Source organism: Methanohalophilus mahii DSM 5219, from assembly GCF_000025865.1.
In the GTDB taxonomy this organism is placed as follows: domain Archaea; phylum Halobacteriota; class Methanosarcinia; order Methanosarcinales; family Methanosarcinaceae; genus Methanohalophilus; species Methanohalophilus mahii.
Genome location: NC_014002.1, coordinates 1,396,445 through 1,416,949 on the forward strand (window position 1 = coordinate 1,396,445; position 20,505 = coordinate 1,416,949).

20 protein-coding genes are annotated in these 20,505 nt (G+C 43.4%); 12 read left to right on the top strand and 8 right to left on the bottom strand.

Annotated elements, in window-relative coordinates:
* Nucleotides 1–6: 6 nt before the first annotated feature.
* From MMAH_RS06940 to gatD, 3 genes are all read left to right on the top strand, one after another.
* A complete protein-coding gene (locus MMAH_RS06940; protein WP_013037835.1) occupies nt 7–2,196 on the top strand; it encodes a PAS domain S-box protein in 2,190 nt (729 codons plus the stop codon).
* Between the two features lie 126 nt (nt 2,197–2,322).
* Entirely contained in the window at nt 2,323–3,801 is a 1,479-nt protein-coding gene (gene argH / locus MMAH_RS06945; RefSeq protein ID WP_013037836.1) for an argininosuccinate lyase, read from the top strand.
* Between the two features lie 27 nt (nt 3,802–3,828).
* Nucleotides 3,829–5,073: a Glu-tRNA(Gln) amidotransferase subunit GatD gene (gatD, locus tag MMAH_RS06950; RefSeq protein WP_013037837.1), complete on the top strand. Its 1,245-nt coding sequence runs from the start codon at nt 3,829–3,831 to the stop codon at nt 5,071–5,073.
* Nucleotides 5,074–5,128: 55 nt separating this feature from the next.
* Here the strand turns inward: gatD and MMAH_RS10860 are convergent, their stop codons facing one another.
* Nucleotides 5,129–5,233, bottom strand: a complete 105-nt coding sequence (locus tag MMAH_RS10860; RefSeq protein ID WP_157198777.1) for a LamG-like jellyroll fold domain-containing protein — start codon at nt 5,231–5,233, stop codon at nt 5,129–5,131.
* Between the two features lie 322 nt (nt 5,234–5,555).
* The gene (locus MMAH_RS06955; protein ID WP_013037838.1) at nt 5,556–7,160 is read right to left on the bottom strand and encodes a BCCT family transporter; all 1,605 of its coding nucleotides are present in this window, start codon (nt 7,158–7,160) and stop codon (nt 5,556–5,558) included.
* Nucleotides 7,161–7,541: 381 nt separating this feature from the next.
* Between MMAH_RS06955 and MMAH_RS06960 the strand changes: the two genes are divergently transcribed.
* Nucleotides 7,542–8,915, top strand: a complete 1,374-nt coding sequence (locus tag MMAH_RS06960; protein WP_013037839.1) for a monomethylamine:corrinoid methyltransferase — start codon at nt 7,542–7,544, stop codon at nt 8,913–8,915.
* A gap of 67 nt (nt 8,916–8,982) precedes the next feature.
* On the opposite strand, the gene MMAH_RS06965 is transcribed toward MMAH_RS06960, so the two are convergent.
* From MMAH_RS06965 to MMAH_RS06975, 3 genes are all read right to left on the bottom strand, one after another.
* Nucleotides 8,983–9,627 (bottom strand): diacylglycerol/polyprenol kinase family protein, encoded by a 645-nt coding sequence (locus MMAH_RS06965; RefSeq protein ID WP_013037840.1) that lies wholly within the window; start codon nt 9,625–9,627, stop codon nt 8,983–8,985.
* A gap of 206 nt (nt 9,628–9,833) precedes the next feature.
* Nucleotides 9,834–10,235, bottom strand: coding sequence for a type IV pilin (locus MMAH_RS10365; protein WP_013037841.1), 402 nt, complete (start codon nt 10,233–10,235; stop codon nt 9,834–9,836).
* 14 nt (nt 10,236–10,249) lie between these two features.
* Nucleotides 10,250–10,450: a DUF5371 family protein gene (locus MMAH_RS06975; RefSeq protein ID WP_013037842.1), complete on the bottom strand. Its 201-nt coding sequence runs from the start codon at nt 10,448–10,450 to the stop codon at nt 10,250–10,252.
* A gap of 116 nt (nt 10,451–10,566) precedes the next feature.
* On the opposite strand from MMAH_RS06975, the gene MMAH_RS06980 reads away from it, so the two are divergent.
* A complete protein-coding gene (locus MMAH_RS06980) occupies nt 10,567–11,484 on the top strand; it encodes an IS5-like element ISMem1 family transposase (RefSeq protein ID WP_157198712.1) in 918 nt (305 codons plus the stop codon).
* 156 nt (nt 11,485–11,640) lie between these two features.
* Here the strand turns inward: MMAH_RS06980 and MMAH_RS06985 are convergent, their stop codons facing one another.
* From MMAH_RS06985 to MMAH_RS06995, 3 genes are all read right to left on the bottom strand, one after another.
* The gene (locus MMAH_RS06985) at nt 11,641–12,798 is read right to left on the bottom strand and encodes a formate--phosphoribosylaminoimidazolecarboxamide ligase family protein (protein WP_013037844.1); all 1,158 of its coding nucleotides are present in this window, start codon (nt 12,796–12,798) and stop codon (nt 11,641–11,643) included.
* Nucleotides 12,799–12,865: 67 nt separating this feature from the next.
* Nucleotides 12,866–13,480 (bottom strand): stage II sporulation protein M, encoded by a 615-nt coding sequence (locus tag MMAH_RS06990; RefSeq protein WP_013037845.1) that lies wholly within the window; start codon nt 13,478–13,480, stop codon nt 12,866–12,868.
* A gap of 1 nt (nt 13,481) precedes the next feature.
* Complete coding sequence (locus MMAH_RS06995; RefSeq protein ID WP_013037846.1) at nt 13,482–14,333, bottom strand: DUF63 family protein; 852 nt, start codon at nt 14,331–14,333, stop codon at nt 13,482–13,484.
* Nucleotides 14,334–14,457: 124 nt separating this feature from the next.
* Between MMAH_RS06995 and MMAH_RS07000 the strand changes: the two genes are divergently transcribed.
* The 7 genes from MMAH_RS07000 (at nt 14,458) to cfbC (ending at nt 20,497) form a co-directional block, all read left to right on the top strand.
* The gene (locus tag MMAH_RS07000) at nt 14,458–15,519 is read left to right on the top strand and encodes an NAD(P)-dependent glycerol-1-phosphate dehydrogenase (RefSeq protein ID WP_013037847.1); all 1,062 of its coding nucleotides are present in this window, start codon (nt 14,458–14,460) and stop codon (nt 15,517–15,519) included.
* A gap of 25 nt (nt 15,520–15,544) precedes the next feature.
* Complete coding sequence (locus tag MMAH_RS07005; protein WP_013037848.1) at nt 15,545–15,988, top strand: UPF0179 family protein; 444 nt, start codon at nt 15,545–15,547, stop codon at nt 15,986–15,988.
* A 36-nt stretch (nt 15,989–16,024) separates the two neighbouring features.
* Nucleotides 16,025–16,651 carry a DUF2150 family protein gene (locus MMAH_RS07010; protein ID WP_013037849.1) on the top strand — a complete coding sequence of 209 codons (627 nt, stop codon included), beginning with the start codon at nt 16,025–16,027 and terminating at the stop codon, nt 16,649–16,651.
* Nucleotides 16,652–16,825: 174 nt separating this feature from the next.
* Nucleotides 16,826–17,221 carry a sirohydrochlorin nickelochelatase gene (gene cfbA, locus MMAH_RS07015; protein ID WP_013037850.1) on the top strand — a complete coding sequence of 132 codons (396 nt, stop codon included), beginning with the start codon at nt 16,826–16,828 and terminating at the stop codon, nt 17,219–17,221.
* Between the two features lie 17 nt (nt 17,222–17,238).
* A complete protein-coding gene (gene cfbE / locus MMAH_RS07020; protein WP_013037851.1) occupies nt 17,239–18,573 on the top strand; it encodes a coenzyme F430 synthase in 1,335 nt (444 codons plus the stop codon).
* 15 nt (nt 18,574–18,588) lie between these two features.
* On the top strand, nt 18,589–19,698 hold the full coding sequence (cfbD, locus tag MMAH_RS07025; protein WP_013037852.1) for a Ni-sirohydrochlorin a,c-diamide reductive cyclase catalytic subunit: 1,110 nt from the start codon (nt 18,589–18,591) through the stop codon (nt 19,696–19,698).
* A gap of 1 nt (nt 19,699) precedes the next feature.
* Entirely contained in the window at nt 19,700–20,497 is a 798-nt protein-coding gene (cfbC, locus tag MMAH_RS07030) for a Ni-sirohydrochlorin a,c-diamide reductive cyclase ATP-dependent reductase subunit (protein WP_013037853.1), read from the top strand.
* Nucleotides 20,498–20,505: the final 8 nt, after the last annotated feature.

The following is a 20,505-nucleotide window of genomic DNA, read 5'->3' on the forward strand; positions in this document are numbered from 1 at the left end:
GAACAAATGAGAGCCGCTGTTAAAGCGGCCCTCTCAAGAAAACCAGGTTATTATGAAGGCAAATATCTCACTGCCATCAGTGGTAAGCTCATTTCAATTAAAGCCGATTATAACCCGAATATATCGGAAGACGGTATTCTGCTGGGAGGTATAGGTATCTTTGAAGATATCAGCGACCGCATGAAAGCCGAAGAGGCTATGCGAGAGTCTGAAAAGAAATACAGATTGATCTTTGAGAATTCTCCCCTGGGAATATTCCATTTCGATGAAAATGGTGTGATAACCCACTGCAATGAGAACATAATGCATATTCTCGACGTGACCAGGGACCAAATAATCGGTTTCAACATGCTTAAAGATTTAAAAGACAAAAAGATGTATGAAGCCGTAAAAGCAGTATTCCAGAGACGCTCCGGTCATTATGAAGGAAAGTATCATTCCACCACAGGCAAAAAGGCAACACCCATAAAAGCAGACTACAGCCCCTACATATCAGAAGATGGCGAGTTGTTGGGAGGGGTCGGGATTGTTGAAGATATCAGTGACCGCATGAAGGCAGAAGAAGCCCTGCACCTGGATGAATCACGCCTGGAAACCCTTGTAAAGCTTAACCAGATGACAGAGGCCTCCCTGGAAGAAATCATCGATTTTGCAAGAGCTGAAGGAGTGCGACTTACAGAAAGCAAGATTGGCTATCTTGCATTTGTGGATGAAGACATAGGTACCATACAATTGAAATCCTGGTCCGATACCCCAATGAACCGTTGTAAAATTAAAAACAAAAAGGTAGAATACAAGATCGAAGACGTAGGACTCTGGGGAGAGAGTATACGGCAGAGGCGGCCATTTATAAACAATGATTACAAAAAACCACATCCCAGGAAAAGCGGATACCCAAAGGATCATGTGGAACTTATTCGCCATATGGATGTACCCATTTTTGAGCAGGGCAAGATTGTAGCCCTTGCCGGTGTGGGGAATAAGAATGAAAATTATGACAGTTCTGATGTAAGACAGCTTACCCTCCTCATGCAGGGAATGTGGAGAATTGTACAGCGCCGCAAAACTGAAAAGGAACTTGAAAAATCAGAAGATAAGTTTCGCACAATTTTTGCCAGTACCAATGATGCAATCTTTGTGCATGACCTTAAAGGCAACATCATGGAAGTTAATAAGGCGGCCTGTGAAACCACGGGTTACAGCAGGGATGAATTGCTCCGCATGAAGACAAAGGACATAAACACCGGCCTTTCTATGGAAGAGATACCCCAGAGGATCAAAGAGGTCAAAGAAAAAGGGCATGCCATCTTTGAGGCAACATTCAGACGCGAGGATGACACTACAATTCCTGTAGAAATCAGTGCCCGTATGATAGAATACAATGATAAACCTACAATACTGGTTGTGGCCCGTGATATTACCGAACGTAAAAGGGCCGAAGAAGAACTCAGGAAATATGCACAAGACCTGTCAAAGGCAAACGAGGAATTGAAGTCACTGGATAAAATGAAAGATGAGTTCCTTTCCAATGTGAGTCATGAATTGAAAACACCCCTCACATCGATCATAGGTTATACAGAACTTCTAAATGACGGCAGCCTCGGAGAACTGGGAGAAGAACAGAAACATGCAGAAGAAACCGTGATGCGTAATACAAAAAGGCTGCAGAGACTCGTGGATTCGCTGCTATATCTCAGTCGCACACAGGCAGGCACTGTTCAGTATGATTTTGAAACCTTGAATATATCCGAACTGACAGATCAGATTATAGAGGACCTGCAAATCCAGACAGAAGAGAAAAATCTGGAAATGATTAAGAAAATAGAACCGGACCTTCCTCAAATAAAAGGAGACCGGGACAAACTTACCGATATGTTTACCAACATAATAGATAATTCTATCAAATTCACTCCAAAGGGCGGTTCAATTACTATCTTTGCAAACAAAGAAGATGAATACATACATATCAATATCAAAGATACGGGAATTGGCATACCTAAAGATATGATAGACAATTTATTCCAGAGATTTTACCAGATAGATTCTTCCCAGAAACGTAAATACGGTGGTACCGGACTTGGCCTCTATATAACCAAGACCATAGTAGAGGCACACGAGGGGGAAATCTGGGTGGAAAGTGAAGGTAAAGGAAAAGGAACAGAAGTGCATATTAAACTTCCTGTAGCCGAAAATTAAAGAATTACATTATCAGAACAGCTACTTTTATTTGCTAAGACCTTAAATAGAAGGGCAGTTAGAAAGTCCCGCTAAATCATTTTTCTTGTGGGCATATCTTTAAACTTGTTCATTTGAGGAATAATCATGAGTGATATTTTACGAAGAGGACGCCTTGATTCTCTCCCGGACGAGGAAATAATGCGTTATACTTCGTCCATGGAAGACGATAAATGGATATTTGATTCTGATGTCCTGGTGGATTTTGCCCACACAGTCATGTTGAAGGAGCAGGGAATAATCCCCGCAGACGATTGTGCCAAAATTCTGGAGGGATTGAAACGCATCCGTGAAGAGGGAATCGATTCCCTTGACCATAGTTACGAAGATATACACATATCCCTGGAATCCCGGCTTATTGATATGGCAGGAGAAGACGTAGGTGGAAGGATGCATTCCGGCCGCTCCCGCAATGATGAAGTAGCCACCTGTATTCGTCTTAGACTGCGCAAAGAGATACTGGAACTGGCAGAAGAAATGTTGCAGCTTGTTACGACAATGACAAGAATTGCTTCTGAAAACTATGACACCATCATGCCTGGATATACACACCTGCAGCATGCCCAACCCACCACACTGGCCCACCATATCATGGGGCACGCGGAAAGCCTGGGAAGGGATGTGGAACGGATACTTGGATGTCTTGACAGGATCAATCGCTGCCCTCTTGGAGCTGCGGCTTTTGCTTCCACAGGCTTTCCGATTAACAGGAGCAGGACTGCAGAGTTACTCGGGTTTGAAGAAGTAATGCAAAATTCCATGGATGCGGTCAGTGGCCGGGATTTCCTGCTGGAAACGGCTTCTGTGCTTGCAAATATTATGATCGAGATGAGCAGGATTTCAGAGGAACTTGTCATGTGGTCTTCTACAGAATTCGGTTTTATTGAACTATCCGACCAATATGCATCCACCTCATCAATAATGCCACAGAAAAAGAATCCTGATACTGCAGAACTTGTGAGAGGGAAAAGTGGGATCGCTGTAGGAAGCCTGATGTCATTACTTACGGTCTGCAAATCCCTTCCAATGAGTTATAACAGGGATATGCAGGATGCCAGCCCCCATATCTGGAAATCTGTGGAAACCACACGTGCATCGGTGAGGATCATGGCAGGTATGCTGGATAGCATGAAAGTTAACAATAATACTATGAAATTGCAGGCTTCAACCGGATTTACTACCGCCACCGAACTTGCCGACACCCTGGTCAGGGAATGCGGGATTCCTTTCAGGACCGCACACCAGATTGTGGGTATCCTGGCAAAAGGAGATAATGAGCCGACCCTGGAAGATGTGGACGCTGTAGGTCGCACGGTTCTCGGGGAAAGCCTGGTAGAAAAGGGGTTGGATGAAGATATGGTAAAGCAGGCCCTGGACCCGATGCTCAATATACAGAAGAGAAAAATCATTGGAGGACCTGCACCCGAAGCCATGAAAATATCGATAGACAACTTTGGTACAAAAACGGGAATGTGGGGCGAAGAAGTTGAAAGAATCAGGGACCATACCGAAAATTCCATTGAAAAACTGATGCAGGTTGTCGAAGATTACATACAGCAAAAATAAGATGATAAATTCATTGCAGGGATAATTATGGATTACAAAGAAGGAGACAGGATAAGGGTCGAGAAGGGTGGAGCTGCATATGAAGGAGTTGTAATGCCCAGTGTCACCGGCCACATTGTGCTGAAGATGGTCAGTGGATACAATGTAGGAATAGAGCCCGATGGTGCAGAGATTACTTTCCTGGAGCCTAAAAAGGAAATGAAAAAGGTCGAAAAGCAAGGCAAGGTTACCAAAGATAAAGGACTTAAAAATGTGGTTTTCATTTCCACGGGAGGTACCATTGCCAGCAAGATCGATTACCGTAGCGGTGCTGTGAGCTCACAGTGCTCTGCAGATGATATTGTCCGGACAATCCCCGAACTTGATGATATTGCCAATATCAGAGGCCGGGTTGTTACAAATATCCTGTCCGAGAACATGAAGCCGCAGGTATGGACTGAACTTGCCCGGGCCGTATATGAAGAAATTAATAACGGAGCAGACGGAATAGTGATTGCCCATGGCACCGATACGATGATGTATTCCGCAGCAGCCCTGGCATTCATGCTTGACACACCGGTTCCCGTTGTTTTTGTAGGCTCACAGCGCAGTGCAGACAGGCCAAGCAGTGACAATGTGATGAATGCGATCTGTGCAACGAAGGTTGCTGTCAGTGACATTGCTGAAGTTTGCACGGTCATGCATGAGAGCAGTTCCGATGATCGCTGTGCCATCCATTATGCCACCAGAGTCAGGAAGATGCACACCTCACGCAGGGATGCTTTCCAGTCCATTAATTCCCTCCCGATCGGTTTTGTGGATTATGCCACAGGAAAGATCACCACAGAATCAGAATACAACGCACGCGGAGAAACAGAACTGATCCTGAAAGATAAGATCGAACCTGAATGTGCTATTGTAAAATTCACACCTGGTGCAAAACCCGAAATCCTGGGTCATTATATCGATGCAGGTTATAAGGGAATTGTAATAGAAGGAACCGGCCTGGGCCATGTGTCCACCGACTGGGTACCTGAAATCAAGCGTGCAACACAAACAAACATACCGATAGTGATCGCATCCCAGTGCCTGCACGGACGTGTCTGTGACCGTGTTTATGACACCGGCACGGATATGCTCAAAGCCGGAGCTATCGAAGCCGAAGACATGTTACCGGAAGTTGCCCTTGTAAAACTTATGTGTGTACTGGGCCAGACATCCGACCTTTCAGAAGTGCAAAAATTGATACAGGAGAAAAAGGCTAACGAGATATCATACTGCAGTCTTGAGTGAGAACATGGTTGCCGCCCACAAGGCGGCTCTTTTTAAAAAATTTCATTGCAGGCCATCAATTCCCGATGGACTGAATCTCGGCCTGTGAAAAGGCACGGTTGTATATCTGCAACTCATCGATGCAGCCGGTGAACTTGCGGCTACCATATGAACTGCCGATTCAGAAAGATATATCATATTTCTTCATATCACCCGAATTTTTCTAGGCAACTTCTTTTTTTCCTCTCACATAGAGAGCCATTTCGGAATCGTTGTGTGCCCCTACAAATTTTTAGCAAGTATCCATTTTGGGACTTTCATGAGAGTATAAATTCTGCCAATTAATTATATAAACAAAATTGGTTATTTCAAAAAAGAGAAAATGGTTGACGCATGTGCTGCGATGGGTGTTAGGTAAAGGTTTACGATGAAATGAAAAACAAGAAGGAAAAGGGATGATGTAGCTTCTATCAATCACCCCTTTAAAGTTCAAATTTCAGTTCTCACTCTTTATCCTTTTTATCTTCCCGTATTTTTATGTCATTAATTGTTGCCCTTAATTTAGCCCTCTCTAACGGTAGCGACTCTTCTTGCAATTCCATAAACAATGCTTTCAATAAGCAATAGAGCATCAAAAGCATGACTATCATGAAGGGGAAACCACCGATTACCGAAGCTGTCTGGAGGGCACCCAGTCCCCCGGCGAGTAGAAGAACCGCTGCAAACGCCCCTTCAAGACTACCCCAGATAATCCTCAGGGGGAGAGGAGGATTTGGATTGCCTTTAGAAGTCAGCATTCCTATGACATAAGTACCTGAGTCTGAGGAAGTTATGAAAAAGATCGCTACTGAGAACATTGCAACTGCAATAAGGATGTCAGAGAAAGGAAAAAAACTGAGCATACTGAAAAAACCAAGTGCAGAATCAACCTCAACAGCTTCAGCAATTCCACCGGCTCCGAAATGCTCGATGAACAGAGCAGATCCTCCAAAGATACTGAACCATACCATACTGACAACTGTAGGAGCAAGCATTACCCCCACAACAAAACTTCTGATTGTCCTGCCTCTTGAAACCCTGGCAATGAATGATCCGACAAATGGAGCCCAGGCAATCCACCATGCCCAATAGAAGACAGTCCATGAGTCACCCCAGCCTTCAGCTCCTACTCCTGCAGGATCTGTTCCAAAGGACATCTGGAGCAAGTTTTGCAAATAACCCCCAACTGAATTAGTAAACAGCTCAAGGGTAAATAGCGTTGGTCCAAGAATGAATACCAGAATCATTAAAAGAGCGGCCACGCCCAGATTGATCTGACTCAACCATTTTATACCCCGGTCAATACCGGATGCTGTGGACATTATCGCAAGAATCGTAACAACAGTAATTATTAGTACCCATAAAGTAGGTCCGCTGGAATAACCGAATAAATTCTCAAGTCCGGCGCCTATTTGCATAACACCTAAACCAAGAGTTGTCGCAATACCAAACAGGGTTGCAAGCACACCGATGGTATTAACAGCAATACCCCATTTTCCATCAATGCCCTCTCTTCCCAGGATAGGTTCCAGGGTAGAACTCAATAACATTGGCAATCCCTTCCTGTAGGAAAAATATGCTAATGAGCCCGCAACTACAGAATATATTGCCCAGGGGTGGAAGCCCCAGTGGAAGAAAGAATATCTCATGGCTGCATGCAGGGATTCAGCTGTATTGGGTTGTTCATAAAGAGGCCACATATAATGCCATATCGGTTCTGAAACACCCCAGAAAAGGAGGCCAATACCCATTCCGCAACTGAAAAGCATGGCAAACCATGAAAGATTGGAATACGCAGGTTTTTCATAGTCCCCACCCAGTTTTATATCTCCAAGCGGACTTAGCATCAAATATACAATTAACAATAAAAATATACTGCCACCAAACAGGAAAGACCAGCCAAGATTTCCAACCATCCAATTAAAAGTAAAATCCATATATTCCTCGAAGCGCTCTGAAAAGATCGTTCCGGCTAAAACAAATGCAACAGATAAAAATAACGACACCAATAGTGTCGGTGTCTTTAAAGTGTCTGAAAACTCTGTAAGTCCTTTTTGCATTTTTCTCATTACATGCCTCCTTTAATAATTATAAGAAATACGCATATTATACATGCATAATGAAATTAATTGTCCGTGTAAATATGACCAAAAACACTTTGGTTTTACGCCTTAATTGAACAATAAAGTATCCTTCTATTATATATCTAACTTTTAGAAGTGGCGTATTTATATTAAATGAAACACAAAATTATTTTACTTATTTTTCAAAATGTATAATTATAAAATATATAGTTATCAAATAGTAGTATTAAATATTATGTACATATTATATTTGTTTATAATCTAACAAGCAATAAATATAATTTAATGAAATTTTAGATGTTGCATGTAGATTATCAGTTATTGATATAAGGCAAAAAGTAGTAGGAAAGATAAGAGGTATGCTAAATGTCAGACATATATAAATATTTAAGAAACTCTTTTTCAGGTGAAGAAAAAAGTGAAGATGCACATAAGGAAGATGTTTTAAAAATATCCAACGAACTGGCTGCTGATTATGATATAATAAAAGATGGTGAAGAATTCATACCATACGAACTTGATATGGCAGATGCTGTCTTTTCAGCAGCTATCGAACTTCTGACAAATGTGGGAATATACTGCACTGATACGGGCAGAACTATCCAGATCAATAACGATGAAATATTGAAGTCTCTTGGTACACCCAATGCCATGGACATCGGGAGATTCAAGGAAAAAATAAATGTTGTTAACAGGACAGAAATGGATTGCCAGCCCCCTGTGATTATAGGAGGACCAATGGGTGGAAAAGTTTCTGAGAAAAACTTCCTGAATATTCATATCAGTTCTGCAATTGAGCCTATAGTCCAGGGACTCTATCCAGGATCCATGCAAACAATCAATGACGGCCCTATAAGAACCAAGACCCCAGAGGAAATGTTTGTAGCTTTAGAAGAAGCAAGACTTGAAAGAATGGCTACAAAAATAGCTGGCAGGGAAGGGTTGACCCTTGTAGGTCCGGCAACACCAAAAACATCACAGGCACATATGGTCGTGTCTTCAAATGAACTGTATTCAAGAAATGATATTCATGAGGTATATCAAGCTGATGACCTGAAAACAGACTTTGAAACATTTCATAAATCAATATTCCATCAGGAGCATGGGAATAATTTCATAAGTTGCCAGTGCCCCGTTCTGGGTAAAGATGCTATAGATACACCTGAAGCACTGGCAATTATTGATGTTGCTGAAACCATACAATCCCGGCTGGTCACAAGTGCAAGCATACATGCCTGCGGAGCAATTGATTCGGCTACAAATTCCTCCTCTACTAAAGAAATATTGTGGGCTTCAAATATTTCCTCGCTCGCTGTTTCGCGTAATATGCAGCATTCTACAGCAAAATACTACCGCAACGTTGCCGGGTGCTGTACTGACATGATGTTCTATGAAACCGCAGCTCAGGCCATAGGTGATACGGTTTGTGGCAGAGAAATGTTGATCGGACCTCTTGGTGGTAGAGGAGAAAAAGTAGACCATTCGACTGGCCTGGAATCAAGATTTATGGGCGAGGTGAGCAAGATGGGCCTGAATCTGGATCTGGCAGAGGCAAATGAAATTATCGAAATGCTCTATTCCAAATATGTAGACCGACTTTCAGATGCCCTGCAAGGAAAAGATTTCGAATCATGCTATGATGTGAATTCGAAATATGAAATGAAACCAACTGATGAATACATGAATATGTATTCTGAAATTATTGGAGATATTGACGAATTTTATAGAGGTCTGTTTTGAAATGGACAGATGAAGATATTCATCAATTCTTTTTTAACCCCCTTCTGTCAATTTGAAAAAATACCATTCAACCTGTCAGCATCATCAGAAAACCTGAAAAAACAGGCAACAACAAGTTGTCATTTTTCATCAGGTTGAATGCCTTTTTTATTGAGGAATCCGTATTCAGGTCTCTGCCGATTATACTTTCCAGCAGCATACTTCCTGCACTTGCTACAAGTGCCTGCAGGAAAGAGACAAAAAGTGCTGCCCCTAAAAAGGCGGCTATTGAACCTGTAATTGTTCCTTCAACAGATTTGCTTTTGGAATAGGGTAATTTATGTTTACCGATCTTTTTGCCGGAAATTGTTGCGATCCCGTCGCCCATGGCAGTTATGGCTATCGAGGCATAGACGATAGAGATGGGAAAAAGCAATAACGATATGGCAATACCTATGTGTAATAAAAATGTTGGTTTTAGAGGAATATAATTTTCATTTTCCCGACCCCAACATCTAATCAATTCATAAACCGGCCGGTAATGCATTCTATTAAGGATTAAAAGTGACACGATTACAAGAACATAAATTAATGCAAGTAAAACCAGCACTTCAAACGCAAAGGGTCCTGAGATATAAATAAGCGGGATATAAAGCAGACCGGATAGTATATGTATGGATTTGCGTACCAGATCACCTTTTAGATCTCTATCAATATTTTGTATCTCTGCCATGTTCCAATGGCTTAAACTCAATAATTTGTAATGTACTTTTTGTTTTATCTTCCGATAGGAATTGCCGGACCGATTAATGACCGGATAAATCGAAGTTACATGACAACATGAGTCCCTAAGGATTCATGGCATACGCAAAACAGAGTTGGTTTGGAAAAAGAGAAAAAGTGGTGCCGCATGTGCTGCGGCGGGTGTAGGTGTTAGGTTTAGATGTCTGCAGTGAAAGATGCTATTGGTTGATTAGAATCATCATCAATAAACCTAATAGAATCTCCATCTGTTAGAGATGTATTAACCCATAGTTCTCCTCCAACAGAGAAAGTATCATTACCATCAATTGCAGTGGTTCTATCGGCACCAGCAATCATCAATTTAGTGTCATTGTTTTCAAAAGAGATTTGGTCTCCACCCTGATGTTCGATATCAAAACCACTAGAAGTCATGTTACTGGCTTTGATACTTGCCTGTGGTGCTGTCTCAGGACTGCCAAGTCCGAATACGAACGCTGCTATAACCGCTGCGAGGATGACAGTAATGGCGACCATCAGGATTACACCGATGACCGGGGATACCGCATCGTCTTTTTTAAACATTTCAGGAACTTGCATTAGATCTCTCCTTTTCAGTATTTCTGGTTCTTTTTCTGTACGACCTTCTCCAGCTTGCGAGTCCACATTTCATCATTCAGATCAGTGTACTCACACTCAAGGTAATGTTGAACTGCAATACTGAGCGCATCCTTGGTAGAAGTTTCATTACTTTTCTTCTTCAGTGCCTCGAGTTGCTCGTCAGTCAGTACAGTTTGAGCATGTACGATTTTCATTTATAGGCTCTGTAGAAACCCTTTCCTCTAACTTCCACTAATACATTATTATTTTTATAAGAAGAGGTCCCCAATGTGATTTTGACCATAAAAAACACAAAGGGGATGAATGTGTTTTGTCAAGCGATTACTTAAACTTTATCGATACAGCTATGTCTGTAGCTGGAAGATCTCATCTTCCAATCTACAGTTGTAAGTATTCCAAACGAAAATATACTCAGCATCAGTTATTGACTTTGGTATTGGTCAAAGAGTACACAGGTAAGAACTATAGAGATGTTGTTAGACTTGTTGAGTTAATGGATAGAGTTCAGTCCAAGATTGGTATAAAACACGTACCTCACTTCACAACATTACATAAATTTACCAATAGAATATCTTCTTTCTATTTCAATAGCTTACTTCACCAAACTCTGAAACTATTCTATTCACATGGTGAAAAAATACCTCTGATTGCTATTGATTCAAGTGGATTTACAGGTGGACATTGTAGTTACTATTATTCTGTGAGAACAGGAAAGAAAAGACGGTCGTATCTGAAAACAAGTATAGCTGTTGACGTTGAGAAGTTCATTGTAACTGGTTTTAAGATTTCAGGTAAGCCTGTGCATGATGCAAAGCATGCATTGACATTGCTTAGACAATGTCACAAAAGGAGAAAAGCTGATTGTTATCTGATGGATAAAGGATATGATTCTGAGAAGATACATGCTCTAATCAATGAAGAATTGAAAGCAGAAGCCATCATACCTGTAAGATGTAGAAAAAGGAAGAAGATCAAAGGAAAATATCGTCGAAAAATGAGAGATGAGTTTGATGAAGACATCTATCATTATAGAAACCTGGTAGAGACGATGTTTTCTGTTTTGAAAAGGAAGTATAGGGAAGAACTGAGGGCAACAAAATACAGAAATCAGGTCAAAGAGGTCAAGTTCAAATTATTAATTCATAATATAGATAGGGCTATCTCTGTTTCAATAATTATTCAAATGAGGATTTCTACAGAGCCCATTTATAACACTCCCAATATATAAATTGTGAGTACAGGTTCAGGTTCCTTCTCATTATTATAATAATGGAATCAAGGTATAAGAGTCTTGCTAACCAAGAGTAGTCGGAAGAACACAAAGGTATAAATAAAATGATGTTACGGCAAATTAGCCGCATCATCCTGCTAAAAAAACTTCTAATCAGGTTACTATTTTATCCAGCTGTTCCGTCTCAATGGCCCTTCTGACCTCGTAAGCCACCCTGCGTCCTGTGCTCATGGGTTTTCTCCACAGGGTGTTGCCGTAAGGGTGGCCCACAGACATGTGTACATTGGTACCACCGCCAACCCGGGGTGCCACATCGTAGATGTAGAAGTTCAGGTCCTTATCCACACAGGTCTGCAGGCAGAATGGGCCGATTACACCGGGATCATAGTATTCCCTGGAAGCATCCACATACATTTCCGCCAGTTCGAACACCTTTTCCAGCAGGGATTCCCTCAGGGTTGCAGTATTGTGCCCACAGACTGTATACTCGGGTGTCAATTGGTGCTCTGCCAGGGCCATCTGCTGCGGTGCGGGCAGCCTCACATGCCCATCCAGGCTCGTCTCGAACCTCCAGTCGATTCCCAGCAACTCGATCGGGTTCATTTCTTCTTCCAGAGGGGAATAGAACAGGTCAAAATTGAACACCGGACCTATGATATAGCGCTCAATACGTGCCTCTGCAAGTGCGTCCCGGGTGATGACCCCCTGTTTGATCAGGGATTCGGATTTTTCAAGATATTCCTCATAACTTGAAGCCGTAAAGAATCCTCGCTCCAGTTTTTTCACAGCATGGGGCAGTTTGACAATACAGAGTTCATCGATATCCTGTGGATCACCGATCTTTTCCGGGAAAGGCATTCCCGCCTTTTCCAGAAGCCAGTAATAGTCCTTCTCCAGTCCCCTTTCCTCACTGCGCAACATATTCCTGCTGCCCACAAGCGGAACTGCAAAATCATTCTCGATCTCATCGATTCCGCAGTAGGAGGTAAAAGAGCGGTTGGGGACGAAAAGCACGTCATTGTCCACAAGGCTTTTCTGGTTTTTTTCAAGCAGGATCTCATCGAAATTATCATAATTCACATAATCATCGACCACGCCACGTACAACATTGTCGTTCTGATCCCTTTGGGCGCGGAAATAATCCGTATAGGTCTTTTCACGGCCCTTCCTGCATATGGCATGAGTGTGGAAGCCTTCCTCGACAGCCCCGTCAAAAACATCAAGAGCCGAGTGGGAAGCTACTGTACCTATCCGAATATTGTCCGTGTTATAATCATTAACTATATCGATGATCTCTTTCCTGTCAATCATGGGAAAATCCTCGTGAATCTTTCTGGAACATAATAGGAATCTGCAATAAAAGATTTGTTGTAAGCCCTCAGATAAGGGCAATGAACATGGGTGTAACGAATGTCTCGATCACTGACGCTACCAGCAAGAGAGGAGCGACAAAACGTATAAAAACAGCCACACCTGCTGTTATTTCCCGTTTTACCGATACTGTCTGGCCCTGCAGCTTGGCAAGAGTGGTCAATCCTATGCGTACTCCGATGGCAACCGAGATAAATATCATAGGCAGCTCGATCAAGCCATGAGGGATTATCGCCAGTAATACAAATGAAAGGCCCTCCTCGGCACCCGTCACATAAGCCACTGCACCCAGCACATAACCGTTATAGGCCAGAAACAGAAGGGGAATGACACCCAGACTTACGCCCAGCAGGATGACCGCCAGGCTTTTCAGGGCATTGTTCAGGAAAATAAAGAGCATGATCTGCAGGGGAGAAAGTTCCTTGATGATATCCACCAGGTTTTGCAGCTCCTGCAGGGACATGTCAGCCGAGGCAGGATTCATGGAAGTATAAATATAGCCCGCCAATGCCGAGATGAAAAATACCGCAATGGACAAGAGAAAAAGACTTTTCAGTGAAATAAAGTATCTCTGCAGGTCTTCAGCAACCAGAGAGCCGGGAAAGATATTATTGCGTTTCATTTCAGATACCCAGTGCCATCCTCAGTGTGTTTCTCGTAGCAGGGGACAATCCCAGTACAATAATAACCATCTTTACGAAAGTTCTTAAAGATATTGATTCCTCGCTATCGTTAAACTGGGTGTCCAGCACATATATGACCGGGATGAAGATAGCAAGTTTGAGAGGATACATCACAAGTGCTGTACCTGTCAGATCGATCAGGTAGGCAGGCACAACATGTTTTTCGTAATATCCCAGCATATCAATACCGATAAATGTGGAAGATGCATCCATTAAATGAGCCAATAGGATGGTGAAATTGAGCCTGTCTGTGATCAGGCCGATTCCCTGCCAGCGTGCCAGGCCGTAAATGGAAAAAGCAACCAGTGTTCCTATCACCAGAATCAGTACAAGCGCATCGGGCCTTACAATGTCCTCTAAATAGAGAAGAGCAGTGAGGTTGGCTAAAAACCACAATCCTCCTGCAGCGGCAAATGTCTTTTTCCAGTCGCCTGCAACACCTAAGTCATAGAGTTTTTTGGATACTACCAGACAGGCAAGTGTCACAACAAAAACCACAAAGTAGATGTTGGGGGTAATAATGAGATATTTCAGGGGAGCACTGAATGCATTGGCATCCTCAAGCACCCTCAGGGACGACCCTGCCAGAACAAAGGGAATTATGGAATAAATGAACCGTTCATCCACTTCAACTTTCATCCGGTCAAGCAACTTTATAACACCAAAGACACAGACACCAAGTATCAGGGCCCATGTTAGTGTATTAACCGGGTTGTAACCACTATCATAGATAATGGGCTCAATATAATACTTATTTACAAATTGCAAAATCTTATCAGTAAACGTATTCATCTATAAATCACAATCCGAAAAATCCCGTTGGGGCTAATATACAGAAGAGTCCGGCGGAAAACACAATTATAGAAGAGATAGATATAATATAAGTGTTTTCATAAATAAGAGCAGGGTAATTCAATTGAACGAACTCAAAAGCAACAAATGGATGCAACTGCCCCGGGACGTTCTGGTCGGCAGCGACATGTTAGGCAAAGTGGCCGATGTATGCAGTGATCTTAAACTCGGCCACAATGCGCTGATCGTAACGGGCCAGAAAACCCGGGATATCGCAGGCATGAAGGTCGCAGAGGAACTTGAAGAGACCGGCAGGAATGTACAGATCCATGTATCGGGCAGTGCTTCCATGGAAGAAGTGGAAAATGTCATGGAAATTGCCAGAGAGATGAATACAGATTTCCTGCTGGGAGTTGGCAGCGGCAAATCCATTGATGTGGCCAAACTGGCTGCTACCAGACACAATGTACCTTTTCTGAGCATACCCACAGCCGCTTCCCATGATGGCATCGTGTCGTCCAGGGCTTCCATAACACATAACGGAGAAACAACTTCCATTCAGGCAAGTGCACCAATGGCAGTAATCGCTGACACCGAAGTCATCGCAAAAGCCCCTTTCAGGTTACTTGCAGCGGGCTGCGGGGATATTATTTCCAATTGTACGGCAGTACTTGACTGGGAACTGGCACACAGATTACAGAATGTTACATTCAGTGAATACTCCGCAGCTTTGGCCAGTATGACCGCAAACATTCTCATAGAATCTGCAGACTCCATAAAGCCTGAGCTTGAAAGTTCAGTCCGCATCGTTGTCAAAGCCCTTGTATCAAGTGGAGTTGCCATGAGTATCGCAGGTTCATCCCGACCCGCTTCGGGCTCGGAGCACATGTTCAGCCATGCATTAAACCGCATAGCTCCAAATCCTGCCCTTCACGGAGAACAATGTGGTGTGGGGACAATCCTGATGATGTACCTGCATGGCGGGGATTGGCGGGAAATAAGGGATGGCCTCAGGATGATTGGTGCTCCCACAACTGCTCATGAAATGGGAATCGAAGATAAATATATATTACAAGCGCTTGTTGAGTCTCATAAAATTAGGCCGGAAAGGTACACAATACTCGGGACCGGGATAACACCTGACGCAGCCGAGGTGGTGGCAAGGACCACCGGAGTAATTTCATGATAATTGGTCATTACAGGTGATGCTTATGGATGAAGAAGATACCATGATTACACTCATCGGAACTCAACTTGCCCGGGAAGGGGAAGAGTTCATATTTGAAGGGGAAGCTCCTGAATGCAATAAATGCAAACTCAGGAATACATGCATGAATCTGGAAAAAGGACGCAAGTATGTAGTCCGGAAAATAAGGACAAATACCCTGCACGAATGTTTTGTTCATGAACAAGGAGCATACGTGGTTGATGTTGCAAAAGCTCCGATAGTTGCTGCCATTGATTCACGTAATGCTGTAGAAGGTTCCACTATCCAATATAAGGAACCCAAATGTGACACAAATGACCAGGAATTATACGACCTGTTCCACCCTGCAGGAATTAAAAATGGTGATAAATGTACAGTTGCAGAAGTCATGGGAAACATTGAAAGTGACCAATGCAGCGGACATAAGAAAGTCAAACTTAAGTTTTGAAAAATCCCGGTATAATTTATAATGAGAGGGGCTAGAATGCCAGAAACTAGTGATAAACAGATATTTCATGAATTTTATACGGAAAAGCGATGGAACAACTGGCTTCAAAAAGTTGGAGAAAGCAATTTCAAACTTGAAGAATCCGGGGACACTCCTGAGAAGGATAGTGCTATTTTTGTGAACATGCAGGATGATGTGATCCTTGCATGCCTGAAAGTCATAGCTACCTGCCAGCGTGGAGAAAACTCTGTAGAAGAAACCCTTGATATCCTCTCCAGCATCGAAGAAATCGTTCTTAAAAAGGTAGATTCTATATCCGAAGATACCGATATGATGATCGAATCCCTGCAGAATTCTTTACTGGCAACATTCGTCTCCTTCGAATGTTACCTGAACGGGGACTTTGACCAGGAATCAGAAATATCCGACCTCATAAAAGGTGCAGTCGAAGCTGAACAGGATGAAGATTTCGAGGCCGCCCTGGGATATGTTGCAAGGATAGGTGCCCTTGTACTGGATGGTAAGGAACTTCCGGGCAAAGAAATGGAAGATATGCCCTATGGCATTGTTGCCGAATGGATGGACGGAATTGATTCCATAGAAGCCGCAATGGTAGGTACTGACAGTTACAAGGAAGATGACGGAGACTACGAGGTTGTCTGAATTTCAATCTTTTTGATCCCCTCCCACCCTATTTTTAATAAAAGTTCACCCTGCAAAATCGATCCGAATTATTTTTATGCGATTACTCAGTTCTAGGGAGTAACACAAACACCCTGCGAAAGTAAGACTGGTGTTTTTATACGTACCTTACACTGACAGAAAAGAGGTATTCCAATGAGTGAAAAAATAGGAATTCTAGCAATCGGACATGGAAGCAGACTACCCTACAACAAAGAAGTAGTTACAAACATCGCCAACACCATCGCAGAAAAACATCCTGAATATGTGATCCGTACAGGTTTCATGGAAAACTGCGGCCCCTCCGTGCAAGAAGCCATGAAGGAATTCGAGGGAACCGGCGTTACCAGGATCGCAGCAGTACCGGTATTTCTGGCATCAGGCATACACATCACCGAAGATATTCCAGAGATTCTCAAACTCGACCCGCAAACAAATGAAGGAAAAATTGAGGTCGATGGCAATGAAGTTCCCGTTGTTTACGGGAAACCCCTCGGTAACCATGAAATGCTGGCAGACCTTGTCTTTGAAAGGGCAAAGGAAGTTATCTAAATCATTTCTGAGACCACATGACAGCAGGGCAGAGACATTTTATAGTGCTTGACCTGAATCACGGTGGCCTGTTGATAAGCAGTAAACTTGCAGGCCACGGATACAGAGTAACCGCAGTGGACGTTTACGGTACACTGCCAAAAGAAGCATTCTCTGATCTGCCTGCTGGAATAGAGGTGGTTAGTAAGCCACCTCTGCCGGCTAAAAACGCTATTATAGTCACACCTGTTCATCTGGATCCCGCATATCCTGTTCTTGAAAAGGCCAGAACACAGGGAAATACTATCTATTCTCATCATGCAATCACCGGCCAGATCCTGCGTGAGGAAGGTATATTCGATCAAGCAAAAGTAATCGAGATCACCGGGGTTAAAGCCAAGACCAGTACTGTAACCCTTCTGGCCAGGATACTTGCCTTAAAAGAAAAAGTCATACTGCATACGACCCGGGGTATAGAATACCTCTCAGAAAACCAACACATCATGCTCCATAAAGGTCTCAGTATAACTCCCGCTAGTATACTTGAAGTTATTAATATTGTCAAAGGCCAAGAAATTGATCCATCGGTTTATGTCCTGGAAGAATCCCTGGGCACAACTGGCATAGGGGAAATTGGCATATTCACAACCCTCACCCCTGACTACAGGATCGCTTCAAACAGCAAATGGGCAAGTGAAGCCAAAATGCAGATTATGAGCCACCTTGTTGTGATAATGAATCATCAGGACACCAGGCTCATAGAAAATAACAGAAATACTGAGATCATAACATTTGCTAGCGATAATCAAAAAGCCGATCTTATCAGCCGGATATCCGGAGAAAATATCAGTATTATTTCTGATGGGAAAACAATCGAATGCAAACTTCAACACGGTTACAATCCTGAAGAATATGCAATTGCTTTTGCAGCCAGTGCGTGTGCCGGGCTGCAGGCAGGTGCAGACCCCGACGATATCCGGAAAACCTTCGAGGAATTTAGAGGCATAGAAGGCAGAATGCGGCTAACAAAGTTTCGACAAAGAAGACTCATTGATAATTCCAGTTCGGGATTGAATATTGATTCAGCAAGATCGGCCATTGAAATGGGATTAGATAAATCTGCAAAGAACGTGCTGATTATCGGAGAACATGCCGCACAGGTATGCGAAGGCTTTCCTCCGCAAAATGTTCAGATACTGCTTTCAGAATACAAACAGTTCCTTGACCATGTGATCCTGATAGGCAAACGCATGGAAAATTTAAGTTCACAGAATATCATTCACCGGAAAAATCTGCAGGAAGGCCTGGAATGTGCCCTTTCGTTAACCGACAGCGGCGACACCATTATATCCTGCGTTAAATGTTTCAGGTAAAAAAGAGGAGAAAAAATGCAGCAGAAGAACCTTTCTATCATGCACCCCCGCCCGAGTTCCATTGTAGCGGCGCTGTACACTTTGAGAGACCTTAATGTAGAAGTCGCAATTCTCCACGGGCCACCGGGTTGTTCTTTCAAGCACGCGAGACTGCTGGAAGAGGACGGCATCCGGGTTGTAACAACTGCCCTGGATGAGAACGGTTTCGTGTTCGGAGGACATGACCGACTTGTGGATATGTTACAGAAAGTCGAAGAAAGGTTCAGCCCGAAACGCATCGGGGTCGTCGGGACCTGTGTGAGCATGATAATAGGCGAGGAACTCCATGAAGCGGTCATGGAAGCAAACCTCGATGCCCCTGTAATCGAAGTAGAGGTGCATGCTGGCTACAATGACAATACCAAAGGAGTCTTGTTTGCCCTGGAATCCGCCCTTGATGTCGGAATTATCGACAGGCAGGAATTTGAAAGACAGCAGCATCTTCTCAATGAAGCCACAAATGTCGAAAAAAAATATGGGGCTGCCAGCAAGGAGTATCTTGAACCTTCCCGTGGCGATGTAAAATATACTGTGGCAAAAAGAGTCATAGAAATGCTCAAAGCAGGCAAGAAGGGGATTTGCATCCTCAATGCCAAAAAAGAGACCGCCTACATGTTTGCCGATATAACGGTGGCCCTGCAGGAAGTAGCCGAAAAACTAGGTGTTGAGGACAACATTGTCAATTTCGCAAATCTTGATACCGGACTTGGTTTACCCCGGGTACGCCAGCATGCAGAACATATCCTTGCAGATATGCATGATAACGTAAAAATAGATGAAATTATAGGCGGACTTGATGAATATCCCATTGCAGGCCAGCAGGTCAGGCAACTTATAGAAGCAAAATACAAAGATTTCGATTTTGCCGTTATTGCCGGAGTACCCCATGCAATACCAATGGAATCGCTTGAAGGCATGGAACTTATTTCAATCACAAACGGCCCCAGGCAGGTTCATCCCCTGAAAGATATGGGCCATGAGCATGTGCTTGTGGAAATCGACCTCCATCCAAAAACACTGGGTGTGACAAATATCGTGGAATCCGAATTCGGAGCCACAGTAAGACAGCTTGCCCGGGAGGAGTAAAATGAATCCGCAGAAAAGAATTGCAATCTATGGCAAAGGCGGTATCGGTAAATCAAGCACTGCATCCAATGTAGCCGCTGCCTGTGCCGATGAGGGCTATAATGTCATGATAATCGGATGTGACCCAAAAAGCGATTCATCCATAACACTCTTGGGAGGAAAACGTATCCCCACTATCCTGGACCTACTCAGAGAGGGCATGGAGATAGAAGAGGAAGGAGACGTTGTTTTTGAGGGATACAAGGCAGTGAAATGTGTAGAGGTCGGTGGACCTGAACCGGGCATCGGTTGTGCCGGCAGGGGGATTATTGTTGCCATCCAGAAACTCAAAAAGATATCCCAATCCATGAAAGAAATGGACCTTATCATTTATGATGTGCCCGGGGATATTGTCTGTGGCGGATTTGTCGCCCCGATCAGAAAAGGACTGGTCAATGAGGCCTATGTCCTCACCTCCGGGGAATACATGCCACTGTATGCAGCCAACAACATTTGCAAGGGACTGTCCCGTATCAATACGAAACTTAGCGGTGTAATCTGTAACTCACGCAGCGTCAGCCGGGAAAAGGAGATAGTGAGCAAATTTGCAAATGAGATCGGAAGTGAACTGGTGGCCTTTATACCAAAGGAACAGATCGTGCAGGACTGCGAAAGGGATGGTTATTCAGTGCTTGAAAAGGCAGGAGGCACAGATATTGCTGAAGTGTATCGCGCCCTTGCAAGAAATATAATGAGCAGTGATTGTGCAGTTGACCCCCGGGCACTGACAGATGAGCGGCTCAGGGAACTTACCCGGTAAGGAATTGG

Coding starts and splice junctions, on each gene's coding strand:
- MMAH_RS06940 (WP_013037835.1), top strand. CDS start 7: ATGAGAGCCGCTGTTAAAGCGGCCCTCTCAAGAAAACCAGGTTATTAT.
- argH (WP_013037836.1), top strand. CDS start 2,323: ATGAGTGATATTTTACGAAGAGGACGCCTTGATTCTCTCCCGGACGAG.
- gatD (WP_013037837.1), top strand. CDS start 3,829: ATGGATTACAAAGAAGGAGACAGGATAAGGGTCGAGAAGGGTGGAGCT.
- MMAH_RS06955 (WP_013037838.1), bottom strand. CDS start 7,160: ATGAGAAAAATGCAAAAAGGACTTACAGAGTTTTCAGACACTTTAAAG.
- MMAH_RS06960 (WP_013037839.1), top strand. CDS start 7,542: ATGTCAGACATATATAAATATTTAAGAAACTCTTTTTCAGGTGAAGAA.
- MMAH_RS06965 (WP_013037840.1), bottom strand. CDS start 9,627: ATGGCAGAGATACAAAATATTGATAGAGATCTAAAAGGTGATCTGGTA.
- MMAH_RS10365 (WP_013037841.1), bottom strand. CDS start 10,235: ATGCAAGTTCCTGAAATGTTTAAAAAAGACGATGCGGTATCCCCGGTC.
- MMAH_RS06975 (WP_013037842.1), bottom strand. CDS start 10,450: ATGAAAATCGTACATGCTCAAACTGTACTGACTGACGAGCAACTCGAG.
- MMAH_RS06985 (WP_013037844.1), bottom strand. CDS start 12,798: ATGATTGACAGGAAAGAGATCATCGATATAGTTAATGATTATAACACG.
- MMAH_RS06990 (WP_013037845.1), bottom strand. CDS start 13,480: ATGAAACGCAATAATATCTTTCCCGGCTCTCTGGTTGCTGAAGACCTG.
- MMAH_RS06995 (WP_013037846.1), bottom strand. CDS start 14,333: ATGAATACGTTTACTGATAAGATTTTGCAATTTGTAAATAAGTATTAT.
- MMAH_RS07005 (WP_013037848.1), top strand. CDS start 15,545: ATGGATGAAGAAGATACCATGATTACACTCATCGGAACTCAACTTGCC.
- MMAH_RS07010 (WP_013037849.1), top strand. CDS start 16,025: ATGCCAGAAACTAGTGATAAACAGATATTTCATGAATTTTATACGGAA.
- cfbA (WP_013037850.1), top strand. CDS start 16,826: ATGAGTGAAAAAATAGGAATTCTAGCAATCGGACATGGAAGCAGACTA.
- cfbE (WP_013037851.1), top strand. CDS start 17,239: ATGACAGCAGGGCAGAGACATTTTATAGTGCTTGACCTGAATCACGGT.
- cfbD (WP_013037852.1), top strand. CDS start 18,589: ATGCAGCAGAAGAACCTTTCTATCATGCACCCCCGCCCGAGTTCCATT.
- cfbC (WP_013037853.1), top strand. CDS start 19,700: ATGAATCCGCAGAAAAGAATTGCAATCTATGGCAAAGGCGGTATCGGT.